Raw genomic sequence first — 18,116 nt, forward strand, 5'->3', positions numbered from 1 at the left:
ATTGGTCGAATTTTGAATACTGGCTGGACACCCCTATCATAACATACAAACTCCCACGGAAAAAAATTCGCTACTCCGTCGTGCCGCTGCGTACGACCGGGCGGGGCGTTTGTTCGAAGCGCACCCTGAAGGTGGTGCCGCCTTCCCCAGTCTGTACCTCCAGCCGGGCATTATGCCGGGCAACGATGCTGTAGCAGACGGCAAGCCCAAGCCCGGTTCCTTGGTCCTTGGTCGTAAAAAACGGCGTGCCGAGCTTGTCCAGCACTTCTTTTTCAATCCCTCTCCCTTGGTCCTGCACCTCCAGAAACACCGCACGGCTGCCCGGGTCGGCAAAGGAGCGTATGATCAGCAGACCTCCGGCTTCCATCGCTTCCAGCCCGTTTAACGTCAAATTCAGCAGCATTTGGCGAATTTCTTTTTCGTCCAGCAGCAGCTCCGGTGTCGGACTCAGCTGCAGTTCGACGCTTTTGTTCGTCATTGTCGCCTCCGCCTGAATGAGCGGAAACATCGTCTCTACGATACCGTTCAGAGACTGCTTCTTGCGGTCGGTCGTTTTATTTTTGGCGAGCGTCAAAAATTCCGTGATGATCATATTGGCCCGGTTCAGCTCGTCCACCATCAGATCGATAATATCGGAGGACGGCAGGGCCGAGTTGGATTTCGCCATCTGCAGGAACCCGCGCACGGTCGTCATCGGATTGCGGATTTCATGAGCGATGCCCGCCGCCATTTCGCCGATCAGATGAAGCCGGTCGAGCCGCGCCAGCTCCCGCTCCAGCTCCATCCGGTCGGTGATGTCCGTGATAACCGTCAGCATGCACGGCTCGCCCTGAATGTCGATGATTTCCGTGGAAAGCAGCCCTGTGCGGGTTTCGCCGCTTTTGGTCACGAAGATCACCTTCTCGTCCTTGACGACTGACGCCGCATCCAGCGGAACAACACGGTCCGGGCTTTCCACCGTCAGCTTCAGATCGACCCGGCGTTCCATCGCTTCCTTATACGTGTAGCCCGTATGGCGGATCCAGCTTTGGTTCACGTCGATATACCTTCCGTCCACCGTCGAATAGATCGCGATCAGACTTGGGCTGGACTGAAAAATTTTATAAAACCGCTCCTGGGAATGGCGGATGTCTTCCTCCATCTGCTTGCGTTCCGACAAATCGCTTAAATAGACGGACATTCCTTGCGCCGTCGGGTAAGTGCGTATTTCCAGCCAGCTGTCCGAAACGGAAGAAAACACTTCGAAGCGAAGCGGCAACTTCTCGCTGGCGCTTTTATGCAGCAGCTGATGCATCATATCGTGGGCCGGATAAACGTCCCATACGTTCTGGCCCAAAACGTCCTCCCGCCGGACGCCGAGCAGCCGCTCCGCGACCCGGTTGATATAGAGCAGCCGCCACTGGTTATCCACGGTCAGGAAGCTGTCCGTGATGCTTTCCAATATATCGCTCAGTTGATCGCGAGACGCGCGTACCTCTTCCGTTCGTTCGGCCACAAGCTGCTCCATTTGTTGGAGCTGCCGCTCCCGCTCGGCTTCAAGCTGCTTGCGCAGCGTAATATCGCGAATCGTATAGACATAGATCGATTTGCCGCCGACGCGGGCTTCGCCCTTCTGCACCTCGACGGGGAAGGCCGTTCCATCCTTGTGCAGAGCCGTCCCCTCCCCTGAATCCCCTTCCATGCCGCCGCGCGGTATCGCACAGTTCGGGAGTATCGATTCCGCCACCGTGCCGATCAGCTCCTCGGGCCGTATCCCGAACATTTTTTCAAGGGACGGATTGGCTTCGATCACGGTGCCGTCTTCACGCAAGGTCAAAATCGTATCGGCCGAAGTTTCCAGGGCCATCCGCGCCAGCGCTTCAGTCCGATGCAGCTCCTCGGCGGTGGCCGTCAGCCTCGCATTCGTGATCTCGAGCTCCGTCGCGTATGAACGAATCACCTCGTTTTGCTGCTTCAGTTGCTGACGGTACCGGTACATGTTCACGAAAGCGTCAACCTTATACCGCAATGCGCTCGGATGGAACGGCTTGAAAATAAAATCGATCGCCCCGGCCTCGTAACCCTGGATGACGTTTTCCGTCGCCTGGCTGAGCGCCGTCACGAAAATGATCGGAATATGCCGTGATTTTTCCCGCGCTTTAATCAGCTTGGCCGTATCGAAGCCGCTAAGTCCCGGCATCTGTACATCGAGTAAAATGAGCGCAAAATCCTCCTTCAAGATGCAGCGCAGCGCTTCCTCGCCCGAGTAGGCCGCTATTAAACGGTAATCCGGCGAATCCAGCAGCGACTTCATGGCCAGCACATTTTCCGGACGATCATCCACGAGCAATATATTTACTTGCATCTGATTCATGGTCCTCTTCCTTATCACTCGAATTCCTATGCCGCCGACCGCTCACCTGATCTTGCGATATAAACGCTTCGCCTCGCTAATGCTGTCATAACAGCCGGCATACTCCGTCAAGGAGATCGTTTCCCGGCCTCCGAGACCGAGCAACCCTCCCATGCTCAAGCTGTCGTAGAAAAGCCGATGGACGCGCGACTGCAGCCCGGAATTAAAATAAATGAGCACATTCCGGCAAATGATCACCTGAAATTCGTTAAAGGAATGATCGGTCGCCAGATTATGCTGGGCGAATACGGCCGGCTCCGTCAAAAACGAATGGAATTGCGCGTACTCCCGGTGCGCCGAGTAATATTCGGAGAATGCGTTTTTGCCCCCGGAGCGAAAATAGTTGGCGGTATACAGCTTCATTTTATCCAGCGAAAACTTGCCTTTTTTGGCATGCCTCAGCACGGCGTCGTTCAAATCGGTCGCGTAGATTCGCGTCTTCTTCAAAAGCCCTTCCTCGTGAAGCAGGATCGCCATCGAGTAAACTTCTTCCCCCGTCGAGCATCCCGCGTGCCAGATGCGAATAAACGGAAGCTCCCTGAGGAGCGGCACCGCTTGCTCGCGGAACGCGAGGAAAAACGTAGGATCGCGGAACATTTCCGTCACATGAATCGTAAAATCGGCGAACAACCTGTCCATCACCCGCGGATCGTGGAGCACCTTTTCCTGGAGGCCGGAGACGGTGGAAAGCCCTTCCGCCCTTACTCTGTGCCATATGCGGCGCCGCAAGGTGGACATCGAATAATCGCGAAAATCAAACCCATAATGCCGGTAGATTCCCTCTAGGAGCAGCTCGATTTCAATACGCTCGACCTCCGAAAGATCCCGCTCCAGGCATTTGACGATATTTACGGCAGGATGCGTCACTATTCCCCTCCATCCTGCAGGCATTAGGTTCCCGGCCCGCACGGTCGTTTATCGGTAAAGCCAAACGCGGATCAGTGAAATAAGCTGGGCCGGTTTAACCGGTTTGCTTATATAGTCGGACGCCCCCGCTTCGATGCATTTCTCCCGGTCGGACTTCATCGCTTTCGCCGTCAGGGCAATGATCGGCACCCCGGCCCACTCGGGCATGCTGCGGATCATCCGCATCGCCTCATAGCCGTCCACCTTCGGCATCATGATATCCATCAGCACGATGTCCACCTGCACGCCGCCCCGCATCATTTCGACCGCTTCGCCTCCGTTCTCGGCAAACAGCACCTTCATGCCCTGTCCTTCCAATACGGTCGTCAGCGCAAACACATTCCGCATGTCGTCGTCGACGATCAGCACGCATTTGCCGGCGAGCGTGATGCCTCCGGCATCTTCCTCCGGCTCTTCCGGCCCGGCAAGGGCCTCGTCCGCCCTGGCCGCAGCCGTTTCCCGAAGCGCCTCGCCGGAAGGCGGCAGCACGGCTGCGGGCTCCGGAACCGGCAAATACAGCGTGAACCGGCTGCCCGCTCCCACGGCGCTCTTCAGCGCGATGGTCCCGCCAAGCAGACTCGCCAGCTGCCGGCTGATGGAAAGACCGAGACCGGAACCGCCGTAGCTGCGGCTTGTTGAGCCGTCGGCTTGCTGGAACGTCTCGAAGATCAGGTTTATTTTGTCCTCGGGGATACCGATTCCGGTATCGGACACGGCAAACGCGAGCACATACGGTGCATCCGCGAGCTCGCTCCCGGCGCTCCATTCCTTGCGGTCGGGCGCATATATATCGAGCCGCACCTCTCCGAACTCCGTAAATTTAAACGCGTTGGCGAGCAAATTGATCATAATTTGCTGAAGCCGCTGCGGATCCGTACGTACCGTCCTCGGAATGTCGGGTGCCATGTTTACGTGAAAATCCAGTCCTTTCTGCTGTGCCATCGGCCGAAACTGCCGCTCCCACAAGCCGACGAGTTCTTCCAGCAGGCATTCCTCCGCATATACGGTCAACTTGCCCGATTCCACCTTGGACAAGTCCAGGACATCGTTAATCAGCAGCAGCAGGTCGCTGCCCGATTGATGAATCGTTCGCGCGAATTCGAGCTGATGCGGCAGCAAATTGCCCTCCTTGTTCTCCAGCAGCAGCTGCGCCAAAATCAGCAGGCTGTTGAGCGGCGTCCTCAGCTCGTGCGACATATTGGCGAGAAACTCGCTTTTGTAACGGGACGCCCGCTCCAGCTCCTCGCGAATGCGCTCGAGCTCCCTGGTCCGCCGATCCGACTCCGCGTATTCGCGTTCGAGCTGTTCGTTTGTCGTCCTCAGCTCTTCCTGCTGCAGCTGGAGTTCTTCGGCTTGACCCTGCAGTTCTTCGGCTTGCGCCTGCAGCTCCTCCTGCTGCAGCTGGGATTCCATGAGCAGCTTCTCATTGTGCATATGGCTTTGCACGGCATAAATCATAATGCCGAGCTGGTCCGCAAGCTGGACCAAAAGCTGTACCTTCAGCAGCTGCGGCTGCTCGAGAAAGGCAAACTCCAGGACGGCGATCACTTCATTTTGGTAAGAGACGGGCATAATAAGCAGCTGCCTGGGAAGCGCTTCCCCAAGCCCCGATTGAACGGCAAAGTAATCCTCCGGCACATTCGCCAGCCGAATCGGATTGCCGTCCGCCGCACACTGACCGATAAGCCCTTCGCCCGCAAGGAAGACGTCGCGTCCCGCCCCGCCGCCGGAATGTGCATAACCGGCTGCTTTGACAAAAGTGGTAACCTTCTCCTCCTCTTGCCTCGTGTACATCACCGCATAGGAAGCATCGACGGCCTTGGCCGCATCCCCGATAAACGTTTCGGCAAACCGTGCCAGATCCAAAACTCCTTGCAGCCTGCCGGTGATTTCGGCAAACGTGCTCTTCAGCCAGCTTTCCTGCTCGAGCCGCTGCTGATAATCGCGCTGCCGGCGGGCATGCTCCTCCAGAGCATCGGCCATGCCGTTGAAGGAGGCGGCTATTTGTCCGATTTCATCCTGAGCTCCCGGGTCAATCCGGGGAATATCCTCGTAGCTTTTGTCCGCCATCTGCATGATAACGGCGACGATATGGTTGATGCGGCGGGAAATGGTGCGCGCGGCCCAAAGCGTAACGGCGCCGCCGAGCACGAGCGTGAGCGCCGTCAGCGCAATGCCGGTCCAGAGAGCGGTCTCTCTGAGCCGCTCGGACTCTTTCTCCGCGGCCTGGATCGCCTCCTCCTGCAAATCGTTGATTTTCTGCACATCGGGATAAATGTTCTCGGCTACGTAGGACACTTCTTCCTGCAGAAGCCTGGCAAATTCGGTAGTTTGCTTGTTTTTGTACGCCTGCATCATATCCCGCTCCGCCCGGGCATGGACGGCCATAGCGTCGCGCAGTAGTCCGATAATTCGCTTCACTTCCGGACGATCCGTCTTCTCTTGAAGCTCATCCAAAGACGCCGTGGCGTCCGCCCGATCCTTTTGAAGGAGCACCAGTTGGTCCATGATTTGCCGCTCATCCTTTAAATACGGCAGCAAAGCCATCTTTCGCTGCATTTCGCTTACCTTAAAACGAATCCACTGCGATTGCTGGGACTTTTCGTAATGGAGCACCACCTTTTCCATGTTGCTCTGCAGTACGGACTGAATGTTTACTACGATCGCAAACAAAATCACCATCATAACGGCGACGACGGCAAATCCCCAGTACAGTTTCGTCTTTAATTTCATGTTCAGTCCTTTTCCCATTCTGTGATGAACCTCACAACCTCATTTATATCTTCGATGCATTGCCTGATTATTCCTGTTGGGAAATATAACATTTGTATTAAAAAAGCCCCTTCCGAAGAAAGGGCTTACTCGCCTTAACTATGTAATACGCCTCAACCGCCGTAGCTTTGGGTCGGCAGACCGCGGACGCCGGGTTTGACGCGGAACACGCCGCCGGCGTAGGGGTAACGCTGCAAAAAAGCTTCGTCGTGGCCTACGCGCGCCGTTGTAATATAAAGCTCATCCCACTGATCTCCGCCGAATGTGCATGATGACACGCGGGCCGCGGGCAATTCGATGTAGGATAAACGTTCACCGGTGGCCGGGTCCCAGCGCGATACTTTGTGGCCGTCCCATTGTGCGACCCATAACATGCCTTCCTCGTCGATCGTCATCCCGTCGGGGACGCCTTCACCTTCGGACAGCGTAACGACCGTCCGTTTGCCGAAAATTTGTCCGCTTTCCTCGTTATAATCGTAAGCAACGACCTGCTTGGTCGGCGAATCGATGTAATACATCGTTTGCCGGTCGGGGCTCCAGACCAATCCGTTCGAGGTCGTTACTCCGTCAATCATCGTATGGACCGTTCCGTCCGGATCGAGCCGATACAGTTTGCCGGCGCCCGGCTTCTCCTGCATATCCATTGTACCTGCCCAGAAGCGCCCCTTCGCATCGCATTTTCCGTCGTTAAACCGGTTGTTCGGCTTATCCGGCTCAGGCTCCGCAATCGCTTCCAACGATTCGTTGTCCAGGTTGAGCGCGTAGAAGCCCCGGCGCAGTGCGAGCACGACGCCCCCTTGAGCCCGCGGAACGACAGCGCCTACCTCCTGATCCAGCTGAATGACCCGATCCGTTTGCGACCGCGGATCATAAATGTGAAGCCTTTTCCCCAAAATATCGACCCAATACAGCCGCCCCGAGACAGGGTCCCAGCACGGGCCTTCTCCCAAAGCCGCCTTGGCGTCGATCAACAGCTGCACTTGCTCCATAACAAGCCTCCTCCTGTAGATCTCATTCATTTTAGGATTATTTTACCACAATGTCGGCATGCTCAGAAAAAAAACCTGTACCCGGTCATTACCGGTACAGGTCGTCTTCCGCTCCTTTATCGCTGCTGGTCCTGCTCCGCCTGCTGCAGAGCTTGCTTGTCCTGCTCCAGGGACTCGCGCGCTCTTTGCAATGGCTCCTGGTATTCGCCGTCTGCCGCTTGGGCCAGCGCCGTCTCCGCATGCTCGATGGAATTATGCGCTTGCTCCACCGTCTGTTCGGTCGGATGCGATTGCGCCTGCGTCACCGCCTTGTGCGCGGACTCGACGGAGTTTTGCGCCTGGGAAATCGGGTTTTGCGATTGCAGGCTGGAATCGTAACGGGGCATCGTTCATTCCTCCTCTTATTGGAATACGTCGGGAAAATTGGTGCACTTTCTCTAATGTGAGGAAATGAACGTTTTTTTATGCAAGGAGAACCGGGTTACCCTTCAAAACAAATCCAACTGCCGGGGCGCAAGCCCCTCATAATCCAACCCAAGCAGCTCGATCAACTGCTTGGCATTCGCGGCGGCATCTCCGCCGGAGTTGTTGTTGAACACGACGCACACCTCTTCCGACTGCCCTGCGAGCAGCTCCAGCCGATCCTTCCACTCGAGCAGCTCCTCCCGGCTGTAGCGGTACAAGTATCGCACCTCCCGCCAGTTCGGGCCGCCCCCCTGATTCCACGCCGCCGCATTGCGCCCGTGAAACCGGACGACGGTGAGCTGCGGATGCGTCGCTTGAAGCACGGTCGGCACCGATCCGACACCCGCCTGCGGCTCGTCGCAGACGCTGTGAATCCAGCCTTCCTTCGTCATGAAAGCGAGCGTGCGTTCCCTCATCTCGGAGGTAAACCAGCTTTGGTTGCGAAACTCCAGCGCCAGCGGAATGTCCTTCATCTTGTCCTTGGCGTAGCGGAGCTCATCGACGCTTTCCTTCACGCATTCGAACCAAGGCGGGTACTGGAACAGGACAGCCTTCAGCTTGCCGGCCTCGATCAGCGGGCGGATCGACTCCCGGAACGCCGCAAACATGCTGTCTTTATCGGCAAAAGGCGACTCCCCCCGCGCATGGCCGGTCATCCCTTGGTATGCCTTGACGATAAACCCGAAGCCCGGCGGCGTTTCAGCGGCCCATTTTTCATAGTTCTTCACCGGCTGCACGGCATAAAAGGAGCTGTCGACCTCCACGACCGGAAAATGGGCGCTGTACGTCCTCAGCTTCTCGCGCGCGGCCTGCTTGTCCGTGTACAAATCGTCATGGTCCCCCCAGCCGGTGAGGCCGATTCGAATGTTTTTCAGCACTTCTGACATCACTCTCCGAAAAAGGCGAAAAACAGGCAAACTTTGTCTTTCGCGTCGATCTTATGGTATTGTAGCATGCAGCATCCGCCGTTGCATCTGTCGCTTCACCCCTGCAACGCCAAAATTGGCTTCTTTGATTGCAGCCGCCACACTCATTGATCTTAGGCTTCAAAAGAAGGAATCGGAAAGGAGATCTTATGGATGTGCAAGGATAAATTTGATATAGACTGGGAGCTTGTTAATAAAATCGACAAAATGGCTCTTGATTTATTAAAAAACGGATTAAGTCCAGCGGAAACACAAATAAAGATTTTAAATTCCGAGTTATTTCAAGAATGGACATCAATTGAAAGAAGCTTTGACGTACATTATCATGATGTTTCACGCTTTGAAGATTTATTAAGTAGTCTAGAGTTCGATCATTATGTAACCAATCTAAAAAGTATTGCTCTTCAAACAATGAATAACAAAACCTTTTCGAATGAAATTGAATGGGGTATAAAAAGTAATGGTCCAACGATAGTTGACAGCAGTTCAAAAAATATATTCGATAGGCTTTTTTACCAGATAGGTTTTTACGTTTCACCACATAACCTCGGAATCGAAATAGGTGAATTAAGTAAGCTGATGAAGTTTAAAGAACCTATCGGCCTTTTGGAATTTTTGGCGCTGTTTACAAATAACGAAAGCGGACTTTTTAATCTTGAAGCAGAAAAATTAGATGAATTGATGAAAAATGACATTTTACTAGAAAAATTCAAAAATGATTTCAATTTGAAATATAAAAGAACAGACATCAATCGCTGATCGGCTATTGTGGCGCTATACGCCATCACTCTTCGAAAAAGGCGAAAAGGCATACCTTATGCCAAGGTGTGCCTTTCGCGGTGGTCTTCTGCAATTGTATCATGGAGCTTCTGCTACTGGATCGCATCCCGCATAGTCTGAACGGCGTCTTTGACCGCGGCGGCCGCTTGCATCACCGACTCGCGTACTGCGTGAAGCGCCGTGGTCTGCTCCCGAATCGCACCGGTTACATCCGCGGCGGCGTCGGATAGCTGAATCAGCAGCACGAACAAAACGGCTACGGCTGCCGTGGCCAATACCAGCCCGGCCAGACCGCGGATTTGGCCGCGCCCCTTGTGAAGCTCCTTTTTCAACTGATATATTTCGTACATCATCTGCCAATGCTTGGTATCCTGCGACGTTTGCTGAGGGATCTGGTTCGGTTCGGTATCGGGCTGAAGCTCGCGCAACCTGCGCATTTCCGCGTTATCCGGGGTATTGTTCATCCTCACCTGCTCCTTTCTGTCCTCATGCTGTCCGAGGTGTGTTTGACAAAACCAGCGCCTAACGGGGAAGGCCGCTGCACTATACCGTTCGAGCGGGCAGACCGTTTTCCTGGGGCGGAACGATGAATTTTTTTCGCCGACACCCATAAATTGGGCTCCTGCCGCGTATATTATAAAGTAACCGCAGCTGTAATCATCCCCATAAAGACATCCGCATCCGGTTTTAAGTGAAATCCAACTTGAACAAGGTGGTGTTTTTCATGGAAATGGCTCTGTTGTTGGTTGTCGTGATCGTATTGGTCTGGTTCATTGTGAAAAGGAATTCAAACTGGCGGACGCTCACCGCCGCTTCCGGCGAACGGACGGCGGACATCGAAGCGAAGTACGCCTACCTGCGGGAGAAGCAAATCAAATGCAGGGTCAAAGCCGCTTCGGACGTTTCGTCCGGCTTGCAGGCGGGCGGACACGGAGCGCAGTCACTGAAGCTGGAAGTGCACAAGGATCACGTTGAAAAAGCGCAGGAGCTGCTGAAAACATATCAGGAATAATCCGCGTTTTATTCAAAAACCCTCTGTACCGGCCATTCGGCCGATGCAGAGGGTTTCGCTTTTCCCGCGCTTTATGCGCCTTTAAGTACTGATCGTCTCCACTTCCACGCCGATGACGTAGTCGATCTGCTTGATCACCTCGTAAATCGAGGTCGTGCGCAGCTTCTCCGCCGCGGAGATGACGAGCTGCATCTGCCGCAAATTATCGTTCACGTCTTTGATCTTGATGTGCTTGACCTTCACCTTGAGCTGGTGTGTGGTAAGTTCGTCGATGAGGCCGGCCATATCCCCCTCCGGCCCGATCAGCACCTGCACCGACAAATCCCGCTCCCGGAGCCGCTCCGGACCGAAAAGCTTGACGAGCAGCGGAAACAGATTGACGGCAAAAATAATCAGGACCACCGCTGTTATCGCTTCCATATAAAAGCCGGCCCCGGCGGCAATGCCCAAAGCGGAAGCGGCCCATACCATCGCCGCGGTCGTTAAGCCGGAAATGATCTCGTTGCTGCGCCGCAAAATGACGCCCGCCCCGATAAAACCGACGCCGCTCACGATTTGGGCGGCGAGCCGCAGCGGGTCCATGTTCGTGTGTCCGGGCACGGAATATTTGCCGACCGATTCGATCGACACGATGGTGATCAGGCAGCTGGCCACCGAGATGACCATGCTTGTTTTCATGCCGAGCGGTTTGTGGCGAAGCTGCCGGTCCAAACCGATGAGCATGCCTAACAGCAGAGCGAAGAGCAGCTTCTCGAAGAATATGTATGCAGTCACCCACGGTTCTCCTTTCGTACGCCTTCTTTACATGTGATTGTAGAGCACAACGAAAAATTGTCAAGAGCTCCGGTTTCCCGGAGCCCTCATAATAATGATTGATTTGATCCCCTATTCCTGCGCGAGCAAATCCCTGAGCCGACCGGGAAAATCCGTAATAATGCCCGAAACGCCGAGCTCCGCCAGCTGCCGTAATTCGGGAGCTTCGTTGGCTGTCCACGGATACACCTGCAAACCGCTGTCCAACGCTTTATTCACTTCCTCCTGATCGAGCAGCTTGAACAAAGGATGCAGTGAATAAACTTCGACACCCAAACTGCGGGCGTAAGCGGCCGGATCGTACAAATTGAGCTGGTACAAGAGGCCGATTTTCACTTCCGGGTCAAGCTGCTTCAGCCGCCGCAAGCATTTGTGGTCGAAAGAAGAGATGACGACGCTGGCGGTTCGGCCGCGTTTGCGCAGAAAGTTCACCAGCACAGGCTCCAGCTTTTGTTCGCGGTGGTCCTTCACTTCGATATTGATCATGATGCTCTCCGGCACGAGGTCGAACACCTCTCCCAGCGTGGGGATCGTTTCCCCGCGGAACTCCTCGCCGTACCAGAGACCGGCGTCGAATTTTTTGATCTCGGCGAGCGTCATGTCGGCAATGCGTCCTTTTCCATTCGTCGTCCGGTCGAGCGTATCGTCGTGGCAAACAATCAGCTCGCCGTCCGCCGACAGGTGAATATCAAGCTCGATGGCATGGCAGCCTTGCTCCAGACCAAGTTTGAATGCGGCCAGCGTATTTTCGGGAGCCATCCCTTTGGCGCCGCGGTGCGCGATGATCAACGGTTTTTGAGCGGACATCGGTGATACTTCCTTTCCAAGTCGTTTTTTTATCGCGAAAGAAAAAAAGAGCCACATAAATTGTCTTATCGGGTCGATAAGCAATCCATGTGACTCTCCTGTTCTCCGTCACGACGATTCACTTGGCTTTAATTCTAAACGCTCCTCCAGGTGGTGTCAATTCGTTTTTTTTCCCGATTTCCCCCGAAAAAACCGTTGTCAAACGCCATGCCCCGGTATAAAATAGATGCTGTTGTTTTTTTAACGCAGGCGCAGGGCGCCTTATAGCTGCATCCCCATAACAAGGAGTACATAATGTTTATTCGTTCGGTTATCATTTGCACATACTTGCTGGGCGCTTACTGGCTGTCCACTCATTATTCGATGTTAAAATTGTTCTTTTACCCGACGCTGGGCGCTTTCAGCTATTTCGTGATCACCCGGCAGGTGTCGGTGACCGAATCGTGCAGGCTCATTTCCGCTGCAGTTGCCGCTTCGTTCATCGGCAGCCTGCTGCATTTCTTGTATCCGGGCACGCTGTCGTTCTTCATTACCTGCATACTTACCTTAGCCATGATGCAGCGGTTCAACATCCAGGCTGCGCCGGTGCTGGCCGTTTCGCTCATCGCCTTCTTCTCCAACCTGACGTCTTTTTGGATGCTGCCGGTGTCCGTACTTTGCTCGCTGAGCGGACTGTTCATGACACTCGGGCTTGCTCAGCTGGCGGAAACGAAGTGGGTGCAGCTGAGAAAAAAGCAGCCTGCCGGACGTGAATCGGCCTCAGCCACCGACTTTCAGGCTTGATGCGGGTCCATTTCATCTTCGATGATCGATTTGACCCGGCCGACCTGCCCGCTCGTCAGGCGCACCTTAATGCCGTGAGGGTGGGTAGGGGAATTCGTCAAAATGTCCTTGACGATCCCTCGCGTCGTCCGGCCCGTCGCCTGGTCCTGTTTCAGCACGATGTCGACCGTTAGCCCCGGGGTGATGTCTTTGCGCTGCTGACCGCTTTTCAAATACGTCTCCTCCTTATACGCTCCGCTTCGTTTTTTACCCAACTTCTAATCTTTCCCGCACACCGCCACGCCGATAAAGTACCGTACCCCTTCCCGCGGCTTCTCAAACGTTACGCCCCTCTGGTAGTAGATGTCCACGTCCCGGTAACGGTCGAACAGCGCTTCGAACTCCCGCGGAGTCAGCTGATGAATATGGAACGGCTCGCTCGTCGGCATACCCCGCCCCCGGCCGAAAGGACTCGATAGCACAAGCGTGCCGCCGGGCGCCAGCATCCGGTACAAATTATCCATAAATAGCTGCTCCTGCTCGATATGCTCCAACGTTTCGAAGCTAAGGATCGTATCAAACTGCCCGAGCTTGTCCGGCAGCTCGGGATCGGCGGCGTCTCCTTGCCGGAAGGCGATTTTCTGATGGGCATATTCCCGCTGCGCATAGCGGATCGTATCCGCGTCGTTATCGACCCCGACGATCTCCGTCACTTCCCGTTTGCGCTCCTTCGCTACCATGTGCGCGCCGTAGCCGGTACCGCAGGCAATATCAAGCACCCGGCCGCGTACGTACGGCGTGGCGAAATAATAACGCGCCAGATGCTCCAGCAGCATGCCGTTCGAAGGCTTCAGCTGCTTCGGGATAATCCGCTCCCCGGTCCATTCGAGCACGGCTCTCGCCCCTTTTCTTACATTCTATTTAGACATCATACCCAATTTTGACGAAAAAAGATAACCCGGCGAGCGAAAGTCTCCTTGTGTGCATTTGGTGCGTCCCTGGCGGTATGATATAATCTCTGCCATACCGAATTTTGTGGAGGTTCCTATGCTTTCATTTGACCAAAAGCTGGAGATTATCGCCGAGTTTCCCGAGCTGACCCGCAAAGACGTCTCGCTCGGACGCGTCAACTTCCAATACGAGGACAGCGCCTACGACAAGAAAAATATCGTCTATCACCTGCACCCGAACGGCAACGGGTTCGTCTACGCCGGGCATTTGCACGGCTACGATACGGACGAGCGCGGCCTGGTGAACATTCGCGACTATACCGCGGATGAGCTGCGGGAGCTGATCCGGGCATCGATTCACTCGCTTTCGCCCAAGACGGACCGGGAACAGGCACTCATCGGGGAAGGCCGGGAGCAGCGCTGGAAGGGACCCGATAACCAGACGCTGCTGCTCGTTCACGAGGACGAGCTGTGGTACGTTTATGCGGGGCTGAATCTCGAATCGGCCTTCGAAACCGAAGAGGAAGCGATCGCTTATTTGAAGGAAGAAGGGTTTGAGCGGGTATGATGGAAAGCCAAGATTTCCTCATTTAGAAACATAAAGAGCACCGGTCACGGTGCTCTTACTTAACATTCGGGCAATGATGATTTGTACCTTCACATGAGACGGATTTTTCTCAACCCACACCGGAAGCTGCCGCCTCTTCCATTCCATGCAAGCTAATTTTCATACCAAGTGCAAATGCCAACTTAAAAACGGTATCCATGCGAGGAATAGTCCCTCCACTCTCGATTCGTGCAATAGATTCTTGATGGAGGCCCACTTTATCCGCTAACTCCTTTTGGGTCCAGCCTAACTGAATACGTCTCTGATGAATCGCATTCACTAATTGTGCGACCGCTTCAAGCTCATTCATTCTCATCGGATCTATTGATTTTAATTCCTTCTTTTTCTCACTCCAGCCTTTCATAAGGTCACTCCTTCCTCTTTCTAGAGAGCCAATCTTCCATTCGTTTCTCAGCAAGTGTTATTTCCCGTTCAGGCGTCTTTTGCGTGGTTTTAGTAAAATGATGAAGTAGGACAAAATGATTTCCATTCCAACCAAAGAATAAAATTCGATTATTTCCTGGCCGTAGTTCCCAAATATCACTTGAGATTCGTTTCGTAAATTTTTCGCCTGCACGCGTACCTTTATCCTCTAACCGATTCAGGCAATAAATAATCTGTTCTAGTTGGACCCGTGCATTTTTATTACTTTGGGCAGCAGCATCAAGCTGATCGATAAAATCTTCAACTGGTTTAGTCCCATCTTCTTTCTCGTAAAATAGTATATTATACAATGCTGCCTCCGACTTTCAATTAGTATATTCACTATTTATTACAATTATAACATATAGATCATAAATTTAGAGCGTTTTAGCGAAAGTATTTTTGCGTGCAGAAAGTTCTCATTCATGCATATCCCACTATTGGACTAAACTGGCCTGACGACAAAAAGAGACAGCTTATGCTGCCTCTTTTTGTAATGATGAGTTTATTTAAGCCAGATTCAGCTCCAGCTGATCCTCTTCGTCCCGGTCGAACGCTTCGCGGTCGAACTCTCCTTCGGAATTGGCGATGATCAGCGAGCATACGGTAGTGCCGGTCGCATTGACGGCGGTACGTCCCATATCGACGACGGCATCGATCGCGAGCACAAGACCGAGTCCTTCGATCGGCAGGCCGAGAGCAGTCAGCACCACGGTCGTGGAAATCGATGCGGGTCCCGGTACGCCGGCTACGCCGACGGAAGAGATCATACTGACGAGCACAATCAGGATATATTCGGGAATGCCGAGAGGAATGCCGTACACGCGGGCCACGAAAATAGCCACAACGGCTGGCCAAACGCCTCCGCAACCGTTCATATTCATTGTTGCTCCGAGCGGTGCGATGAAGCTGGCAATCCGCGGCGATACGCGCAGCCGCTTGGTGATCACTTCAAGGTTGACCGGCAGCGTCACATAGCTGCTCCGCGTCGTGAAGGCAACCGCAATCGTCGGGTACGCTTTGCGGAAAAACTTGATCGGATTCACTCTCGCTACCAGCGAGACAAGTCCGCCGAACGTGAGCACAAAATGAATGATCAGGGCGACGTAGGTCGCTGCAATGACTTTAACGAGCGGAGCCAATGTTTCCAGCCCGTATTTGGCGGCCATGGTGGCAATCAGCGCGTACACTCCGTAAGGGGTCAGGCGGATGATGTATTTCGCCACCTGGTGCATAATTTGCGCGAACGATTCAACGAACTGCTTGACAGGTGCCACAACCTCCGGTTTTTTCGAGCCGACATGAACGATCGCAATGGCGACAAAAATGAAAAAGATAAGCACGGGAACGACTTTCGCATTGGCCATATCGCTGATTGGATTCGTCGGCATCAGGTCGAGAATAACTTGGGAGAACGTCGGAATTTCGCGCGGCTTGAAGTTTTTCGGCACCGCCTGCTCAATGCCCGACCCCGGATCGATGACGAGCGCTACCAGCAGCCCGATAACCGCGGCAATGCCGGTTGTGATCAGGAACAAGGCAATCGTCTTGACTCCGATTTTTCTCAGCTGGCCGAGGCTCGAAATCGACGTAATACTCGTGATCACAAGCGCCGAAACGAGCGGAATAACCAGCATTTTGACCAGATCGACGTAAATCGTCCCAATGGTGTTGACACTGGTGGCGTCCAGCTTAAAGCGGTTGAAAATAATGCCGGCCACAAGGCCGAGACCTAAGGCAACCAATACGCGGTAGCCGAAATTGACCCGCTTTCTGGCGAGCAAGTGCAGCAGCACGATCAGCACGACCGAAACAAGCAAACTGATCCAGTTGGATTGGATCGCTTCGATCAAATTGTTTTTCAAGCTCCTCATCCCTCTCATATTTCTGACTGATTTGGTCGGAATTACTTTAGAAAATAATACTGCCGAAGTCCGTAGCTGTCAAGATGCCTTTTTTAAACCTCGCTTTAGACTGAAAGATGGAACAATTTGCGGGTTGAGGGTACTTCTTTGTAAACGCTCTCTTTATTATGACAGGACAGTGCAAATCTTATTCGAAAAAGCTGTTCCATCCTTAACGTATGTCCGGAAACCCGTACAAAGAACCGAACCGCATGCAGTCGAAGCCGGATGACAGCTCGCTTGCATGCGGTTCGTATTATCGTTTAGGTCCGCCGATTCCGGCGATATAAATGGCAAGAAGCCGCCGCAAGCTCTCGTCCCGGTCGATGTCCATACCGAAGCCGTGCTTCAGCTCCAGCATGGCGAATCCGTGCACCAGGCTGCGCAGCCCGCGGATCACATGTACGGCATCGTCGGTACTCAGCCGGTACGGCTCCAGGATGCGGTACAGCAGACCGACTACGTCTTCCGATGCCCGAACAAGCTCCGGGTCCTGCGGATCCGGCGCGGAAATCGTCGCCTCATATAACCCCGGGCGGTTCCGGGCAAATGTGACGAATGCCCAGCCGACGGCCAGCAAAGCGTCGTCTCCCGCCTTGCCGAGCACCGCATCGGCCAGCTCTTCCTTGAGGAGCGTCAGCCCGTGCAGAGCCAGCTCCTTGCGTAGTCCGGGCAACCCGTTCACGTGGTTGTACAAGGAAGGTGTCTTGACGTTTAATTTTTGCGCGAGCGCGGCTAAAGTGACCTGTTCCAGCCCGACCGAATCGGCGATTTCCGCTGCCGCACGCAGCACAACGGTTTTGTCCAAGCCTTGTCTATATGCCATGACGGCCTCCTTTCCGCAGCGACTGTGCGGCTTCCTCGATCGCCCGGTCCATAACGTTCAGCGGCTGAACAATCACGTTCCCATGTCCCGGCGCGATCAGCGAAGGAGCGAATTCACGCAGCCGCCGCGCGCTGTCCAGCGACATTTCCTTGCTCCATGTGGCGAAAGCCGGAAACGGAAAAAGCGGCTTGACCTTACCCGAAACGGCCACTCCACCGAACGTCTGCATCGCGTCGCCGACCACCATCGCGCCGCTGCGCACATCCTGGAACGCCATCATGCCGGGTGTGTGCCCGGGGGCTGCGATAGCCCGAAGCGAGCCGATCATGTCGCCGTCTTCGAGCAGCCGGTCCGGCTTCGTGCGAACCGCTCCCGGCTTCGGCACGTCGCCCTTAAGCGGCGCCGCCGGCTCCCCCGGCTCCGGCTCACGATCGCCGGCGAGCAGCTTGGCATCGCGCCGGGATATCATGATCTGCGCTTCCGGCAGCGCCTCCTTCAGCCGATCCAGCGCACCGATGTGGTCGCCGTGGGCGTGCGTCAGGATAATGCGGGCAATCGGCTTGCCGATCTTCCGCGCCGCTTCGCGAATAGCCGCCGCGCTGTATGGCAGCGCCGCATCGATTAAAGTGAGATCGCTCTCCTCTTCCACTAAGTAACAATTCACCGGGAAAAAATTCGGCAAAAAAGTAAGCTGGGTCAATTGGCCGTACGTTCTTGTTCTCATGTTTTGCCACTCCTCAAAACTAATTATATTAGTATAATAACTAATCATATTAGTTTTG

General features: G+C 54.3%; 20 protein-coding genes. 4 read left to right on the forward strand and 16 right to left on the reverse strand.

The features are described 5' to 3' along the window. Positions 1 to 70 precede the first annotated feature (70 nt). The 6 genes from MYS68_RS29390 to MYS68_RS29415 all read right to left on the reverse strand — a co-directional run bounded on the left by MYS68_RS29390 (position 71) and on the right by MYS68_RS29415 (position 8,402). A complete protein-coding gene (locus MYS68_RS29390; RefSeq protein WP_248929208.1) occupies positions 71 to 2,353 on the reverse strand; it encodes a PAS domain S-box protein in 2,283 nt (760 codons plus the stop codon). 42 nt (positions 2,354 to 2,395) lie between these two features. Further along, positions 2,396 to 3,259, reverse strand: a complete 864-nt coding sequence (locus MYS68_RS29395) for a CheR family methyltransferase (RefSeq protein ID WP_248929209.1) — start codon at positions 3,257 to 3,259, stop codon at positions 2,396 to 2,398. A gap of 48 nt (positions 3,260 to 3,307) precedes the next feature. Next, positions 3,308 to 6,031, reverse strand: coding sequence for a response regulator (locus MYS68_RS29400; protein WP_248929210.1), 2,724 nt, complete (start codon positions 6,029 to 6,031; stop codon positions 3,308 to 3,310). A 152-nt stretch (positions 6,032 to 6,183) separates the two neighbouring features. Next, positions 6,184 to 7,059, reverse strand: a complete 876-nt coding sequence (locus MYS68_RS29405; protein ID WP_248929211.1) for an SMP-30/gluconolactonase/LRE family protein — start codon at positions 7,057 to 7,059, stop codon at positions 6,184 to 6,186. Between the two features lie 116 nt (positions 7,060 to 7,175). Next, positions 7,176 to 7,445, reverse strand: a complete 270-nt coding sequence (locus tag MYS68_RS29410) for a hypothetical protein (RefSeq protein ID WP_248929212.1) — start codon at positions 7,443 to 7,445, stop codon at positions 7,176 to 7,178. A 102-nt stretch (positions 7,446 to 7,547) separates the two neighbouring features. Beyond that, entirely contained in the window at positions 7,548 to 8,402 is an 855-nt protein-coding gene (locus tag MYS68_RS29415) for a DUF72 domain-containing protein (protein ID WP_248929213.1), read from the reverse strand. A 201-nt stretch (positions 8,403 to 8,603) separates the two neighbouring features. Here MYS68_RS29415 and MYS68_RS29420 point away from each other — a divergent pair, with 201 nt between their 5' ends. Beyond that, positions 8,604 to 9,209: a hypothetical protein gene (locus MYS68_RS29420; RefSeq protein ID WP_248929214.1), complete on the forward strand. Its 606-nt coding sequence runs from the start codon at positions 8,604 to 8,606 to the stop codon at positions 9,207 to 9,209. A gap of 113 nt (positions 9,210 to 9,322) precedes the next feature. Here MYS68_RS29420 and MYS68_RS29425 read toward each other — a convergent pair whose 3' ends face one another. Further along, positions 9,323 to 9,694 (reverse strand): hypothetical protein, encoded by a 372-nt coding sequence (locus MYS68_RS29425; RefSeq protein WP_248929215.1) that lies wholly within the window; start codon positions 9,692 to 9,694, stop codon positions 9,323 to 9,325. A gap of 260 nt (positions 9,695 to 9,954) precedes the next feature. Here MYS68_RS29425 and MYS68_RS29430 point away from each other — a divergent pair, with 260 nt between their 5' ends. Beyond that, positions 9,955 to 10,242 (forward strand): putative signal transducing protein, encoded by a 288-nt coding sequence (locus tag MYS68_RS29430; RefSeq protein ID WP_248929216.1) that lies wholly within the window; start codon positions 9,955 to 9,957, stop codon positions 10,240 to 10,242. An 81-nt stretch (positions 10,243 to 10,323) separates the two neighbouring features. Here the strand turns inward: MYS68_RS29430 and MYS68_RS29435 are convergent, their stop codons facing one another. Together MYS68_RS29435 and MYS68_RS29440 are read right to left on the reverse strand one after the other, a co-directional pair. Then, positions 10,324 to 11,016, reverse strand: a complete 693-nt coding sequence (locus MYS68_RS29435; RefSeq protein ID WP_420852170.1) for an MgtC/SapB family protein — start codon at positions 11,014 to 11,016, stop codon at positions 10,324 to 10,326. A 111-nt stretch (positions 11,017 to 11,127) separates the two neighbouring features. Continuing rightward, positions 11,128 to 11,862 carry a glycerophosphodiester phosphodiesterase gene (locus tag MYS68_RS29440; protein ID WP_248929217.1) on the reverse strand — a complete coding sequence of 245 codons (735 nt, stop codon included), beginning with the start codon at positions 11,860 to 11,862 and terminating at the stop codon, positions 11,128 to 11,130. Between the two features lie 294 nt (positions 11,863 to 12,156). On the opposite strand from MYS68_RS29440, the gene MYS68_RS29445 reads away from it, so the two are divergent. After that, the gene (locus tag MYS68_RS29445) at positions 12,157 to 12,645 is read left to right on the forward strand and encodes a hypothetical protein (RefSeq protein WP_248929218.1); all 489 of its coding nucleotides are present in this window, start codon (positions 12,157 to 12,159) and stop codon (positions 12,643 to 12,645) included. Here the strand turns inward: MYS68_RS29445 and MYS68_RS29450 are convergent. Continuing rightward, positions 12,636 to 12,857: a YwbE family protein gene (locus MYS68_RS29450; RefSeq protein WP_248931049.1), complete on the reverse strand. Its 222-nt coding sequence runs from the start codon at positions 12,855 to 12,857 to the stop codon at positions 12,636 to 12,638. The two genes, MYS68_RS29445 and MYS68_RS29450, sit on opposite strands and share 10 nt — an antisense overlap. 45 nt (positions 12,858 to 12,902) lie before the next feature. Continuing rightward, positions 12,903 to 13,460, reverse strand: coding sequence for a class I SAM-dependent methyltransferase (locus MYS68_RS29455; protein WP_248931050.1), 558 nt, complete (start codon positions 13,458 to 13,460; stop codon positions 12,903 to 12,905). A 211-nt stretch (positions 13,461 to 13,671) separates the two neighbouring features. Between MYS68_RS29455 and MYS68_RS29460 the strand changes: the two genes are divergently transcribed. Beyond that, positions 13,672 to 14,142: a hypothetical protein gene (locus MYS68_RS29460; RefSeq protein ID WP_248929219.1), complete on the forward strand. Its 471-nt coding sequence runs from the start codon at positions 13,672 to 13,674 to the stop codon at positions 14,140 to 14,142. 109 nt (positions 14,143 to 14,251) lie between these two features. On the opposite strand, the gene MYS68_RS29465 is transcribed toward MYS68_RS29460, so the two are convergent. The 5 genes from MYS68_RS29465 to MYS68_RS29485 form a co-directional block, all read right to left on the reverse strand. Beyond that, a complete protein-coding gene (locus tag MYS68_RS29465; protein WP_248929220.1) occupies positions 14,252 to 14,545 on the reverse strand; it encodes a helix-turn-helix transcriptional regulator in 294 nt (97 codons plus the stop codon). A gap of 4 nt (positions 14,546 to 14,549) precedes the next feature. Continuing rightward, complete coding sequence (locus MYS68_RS29470) at positions 14,550 to 14,915, reverse strand: type II toxin-antitoxin system RelE/ParE family toxin (RefSeq protein WP_248929221.1); 366 nt, start codon at positions 14,913 to 14,915, stop codon at positions 14,550 to 14,552. A 198-nt stretch (positions 14,916 to 15,113) separates the two neighbouring features. After that, positions 15,114 to 16,469, reverse strand: coding sequence for a dicarboxylate/amino acid:cation symporter (locus MYS68_RS29475; protein WP_248929222.1), 1,356 nt, complete (start codon positions 16,467 to 16,469; stop codon positions 15,114 to 15,116). 295 nt (positions 16,470 to 16,764) lie between these two features. Further along, positions 16,765 to 17,334, reverse strand: coding sequence for a TetR/AcrR family transcriptional regulator (locus tag MYS68_RS29480; RefSeq protein WP_248929223.1), 570 nt, complete (start codon positions 17,332 to 17,334; stop codon positions 16,765 to 16,767). After that, on the reverse strand, positions 17,324 to 18,058 hold the full coding sequence (locus MYS68_RS29485) for an MBL fold metallo-hydrolase (RefSeq protein ID WP_248929224.1): 735 nt from the start codon (positions 18,056 to 18,058) through the stop codon (positions 17,324 to 17,326). The genes MYS68_RS29480 and MYS68_RS29485 overlap by 11 nt, the downstream gene beginning before the upstream one ends. Between the last annotated feature and the right edge of the window lie 58 nt (positions 18,059 to 18,116).

The sequence above is a fragment of the Paenibacillus hamazuiensis genome, assembly GCF_023276405.1.
GTDB lineage: Bacteria > Bacillota > Bacilli > Paenibacillales > NBRC-103111 > Paenibacillus_AF > Paenibacillus_AF hamazuiensis.

Excerpts from the sequence above, each read along its gene's own strand:
- MYS68_RS29390 (WP_248929208.1), bottom strand. The coding sequence starts at position 2,353 with ATGAATCAGATGCAAGTAAATATATTGCTCGTGGATGATCGTCCGGAA.
- MYS68_RS29440 (WP_248929217.1), bottom strand. The coding sequence starts at position 11,862 with ATGTCCGCTCAAAAACCGTTGATCATCGCGCACCGCGGCGCCAAAGGG.
- MYS68_RS29405 (WP_248929211.1), bottom strand. The coding sequence starts at position 7,059 with ATGGAGCAAGTGCAGCTGTTGATCGACGCCAAGGCGGCTTTGGGAGAA.
- MYS68_RS29410 (WP_248929212.1), bottom strand. The coding sequence starts at position 7,445 with ATGCCCCGTTACGATTCCAGCCTGCAATCGCAAAACCCGATTTCCCAG.
- MYS68_RS29485 (WP_248929224.1), bottom strand. The coding sequence starts at position 18,058 with ATGAGAACAAGAACGTACGGCCAATTGACCCAGCTTACTTTTTTGCCG.
- MYS68_RS29425 (WP_248929215.1), bottom strand. The coding sequence starts at position 9,694 with ATGAACAATACCCCGGATAACGCGGAAATGCGCAGGTTGCGCGAGCTT.
- MYS68_RS29465 (WP_248929220.1), bottom strand. The coding sequence starts at position 14,545 with ATGAAAGGCTGGAGTGAGAAAAAGAAGGAATTAAAATCAATAGATCCG.
- MYS68_RS29430 (WP_248929216.1), top strand. The coding sequence starts at position 9,955 with ATGGAAATGGCTCTGTTGTTGGTTGTCGTGATCGTATTGGTCTGGTTC.
- MYS68_RS29460 (WP_248929219.1), top strand. The coding sequence starts at position 13,672 with ATGCTTTCATTTGACCAAAAGCTGGAGATTATCGCCGAGTTTCCCGAG.
- MYS68_RS29480 (WP_248929223.1), bottom strand. The coding sequence starts at position 17,334 with ATGGCATATAGACAAGGCTTGGACAAAACCGTTGTGCTGCGTGCGGCA.
- MYS68_RS29445 (WP_248929218.1), top strand. The coding sequence starts at position 12,157 with ATGTTTATTCGTTCGGTTATCATTTGCACATACTTGCTGGGCGCTTAC.
- MYS68_RS29455 (WP_248931050.1), bottom strand. The coding sequence starts at position 13,460 with ATGCTGCTGGAGCATCTGGCGCGTTATTATTTCGCCACGCCGTACGTA.
- MYS68_RS29400 (WP_248929210.1), bottom strand. The coding sequence starts at position 6,031 with ATGAAATTAAAGACGAAACTGTACTGGGGATTTGCCGTCGTCGCCGTT.
- MYS68_RS29420 (WP_248929214.1), top strand. The coding sequence starts at position 8,604 with ATGTGCAAGGATAAATTTGATATAGACTGGGAGCTTGTTAATAAAATC.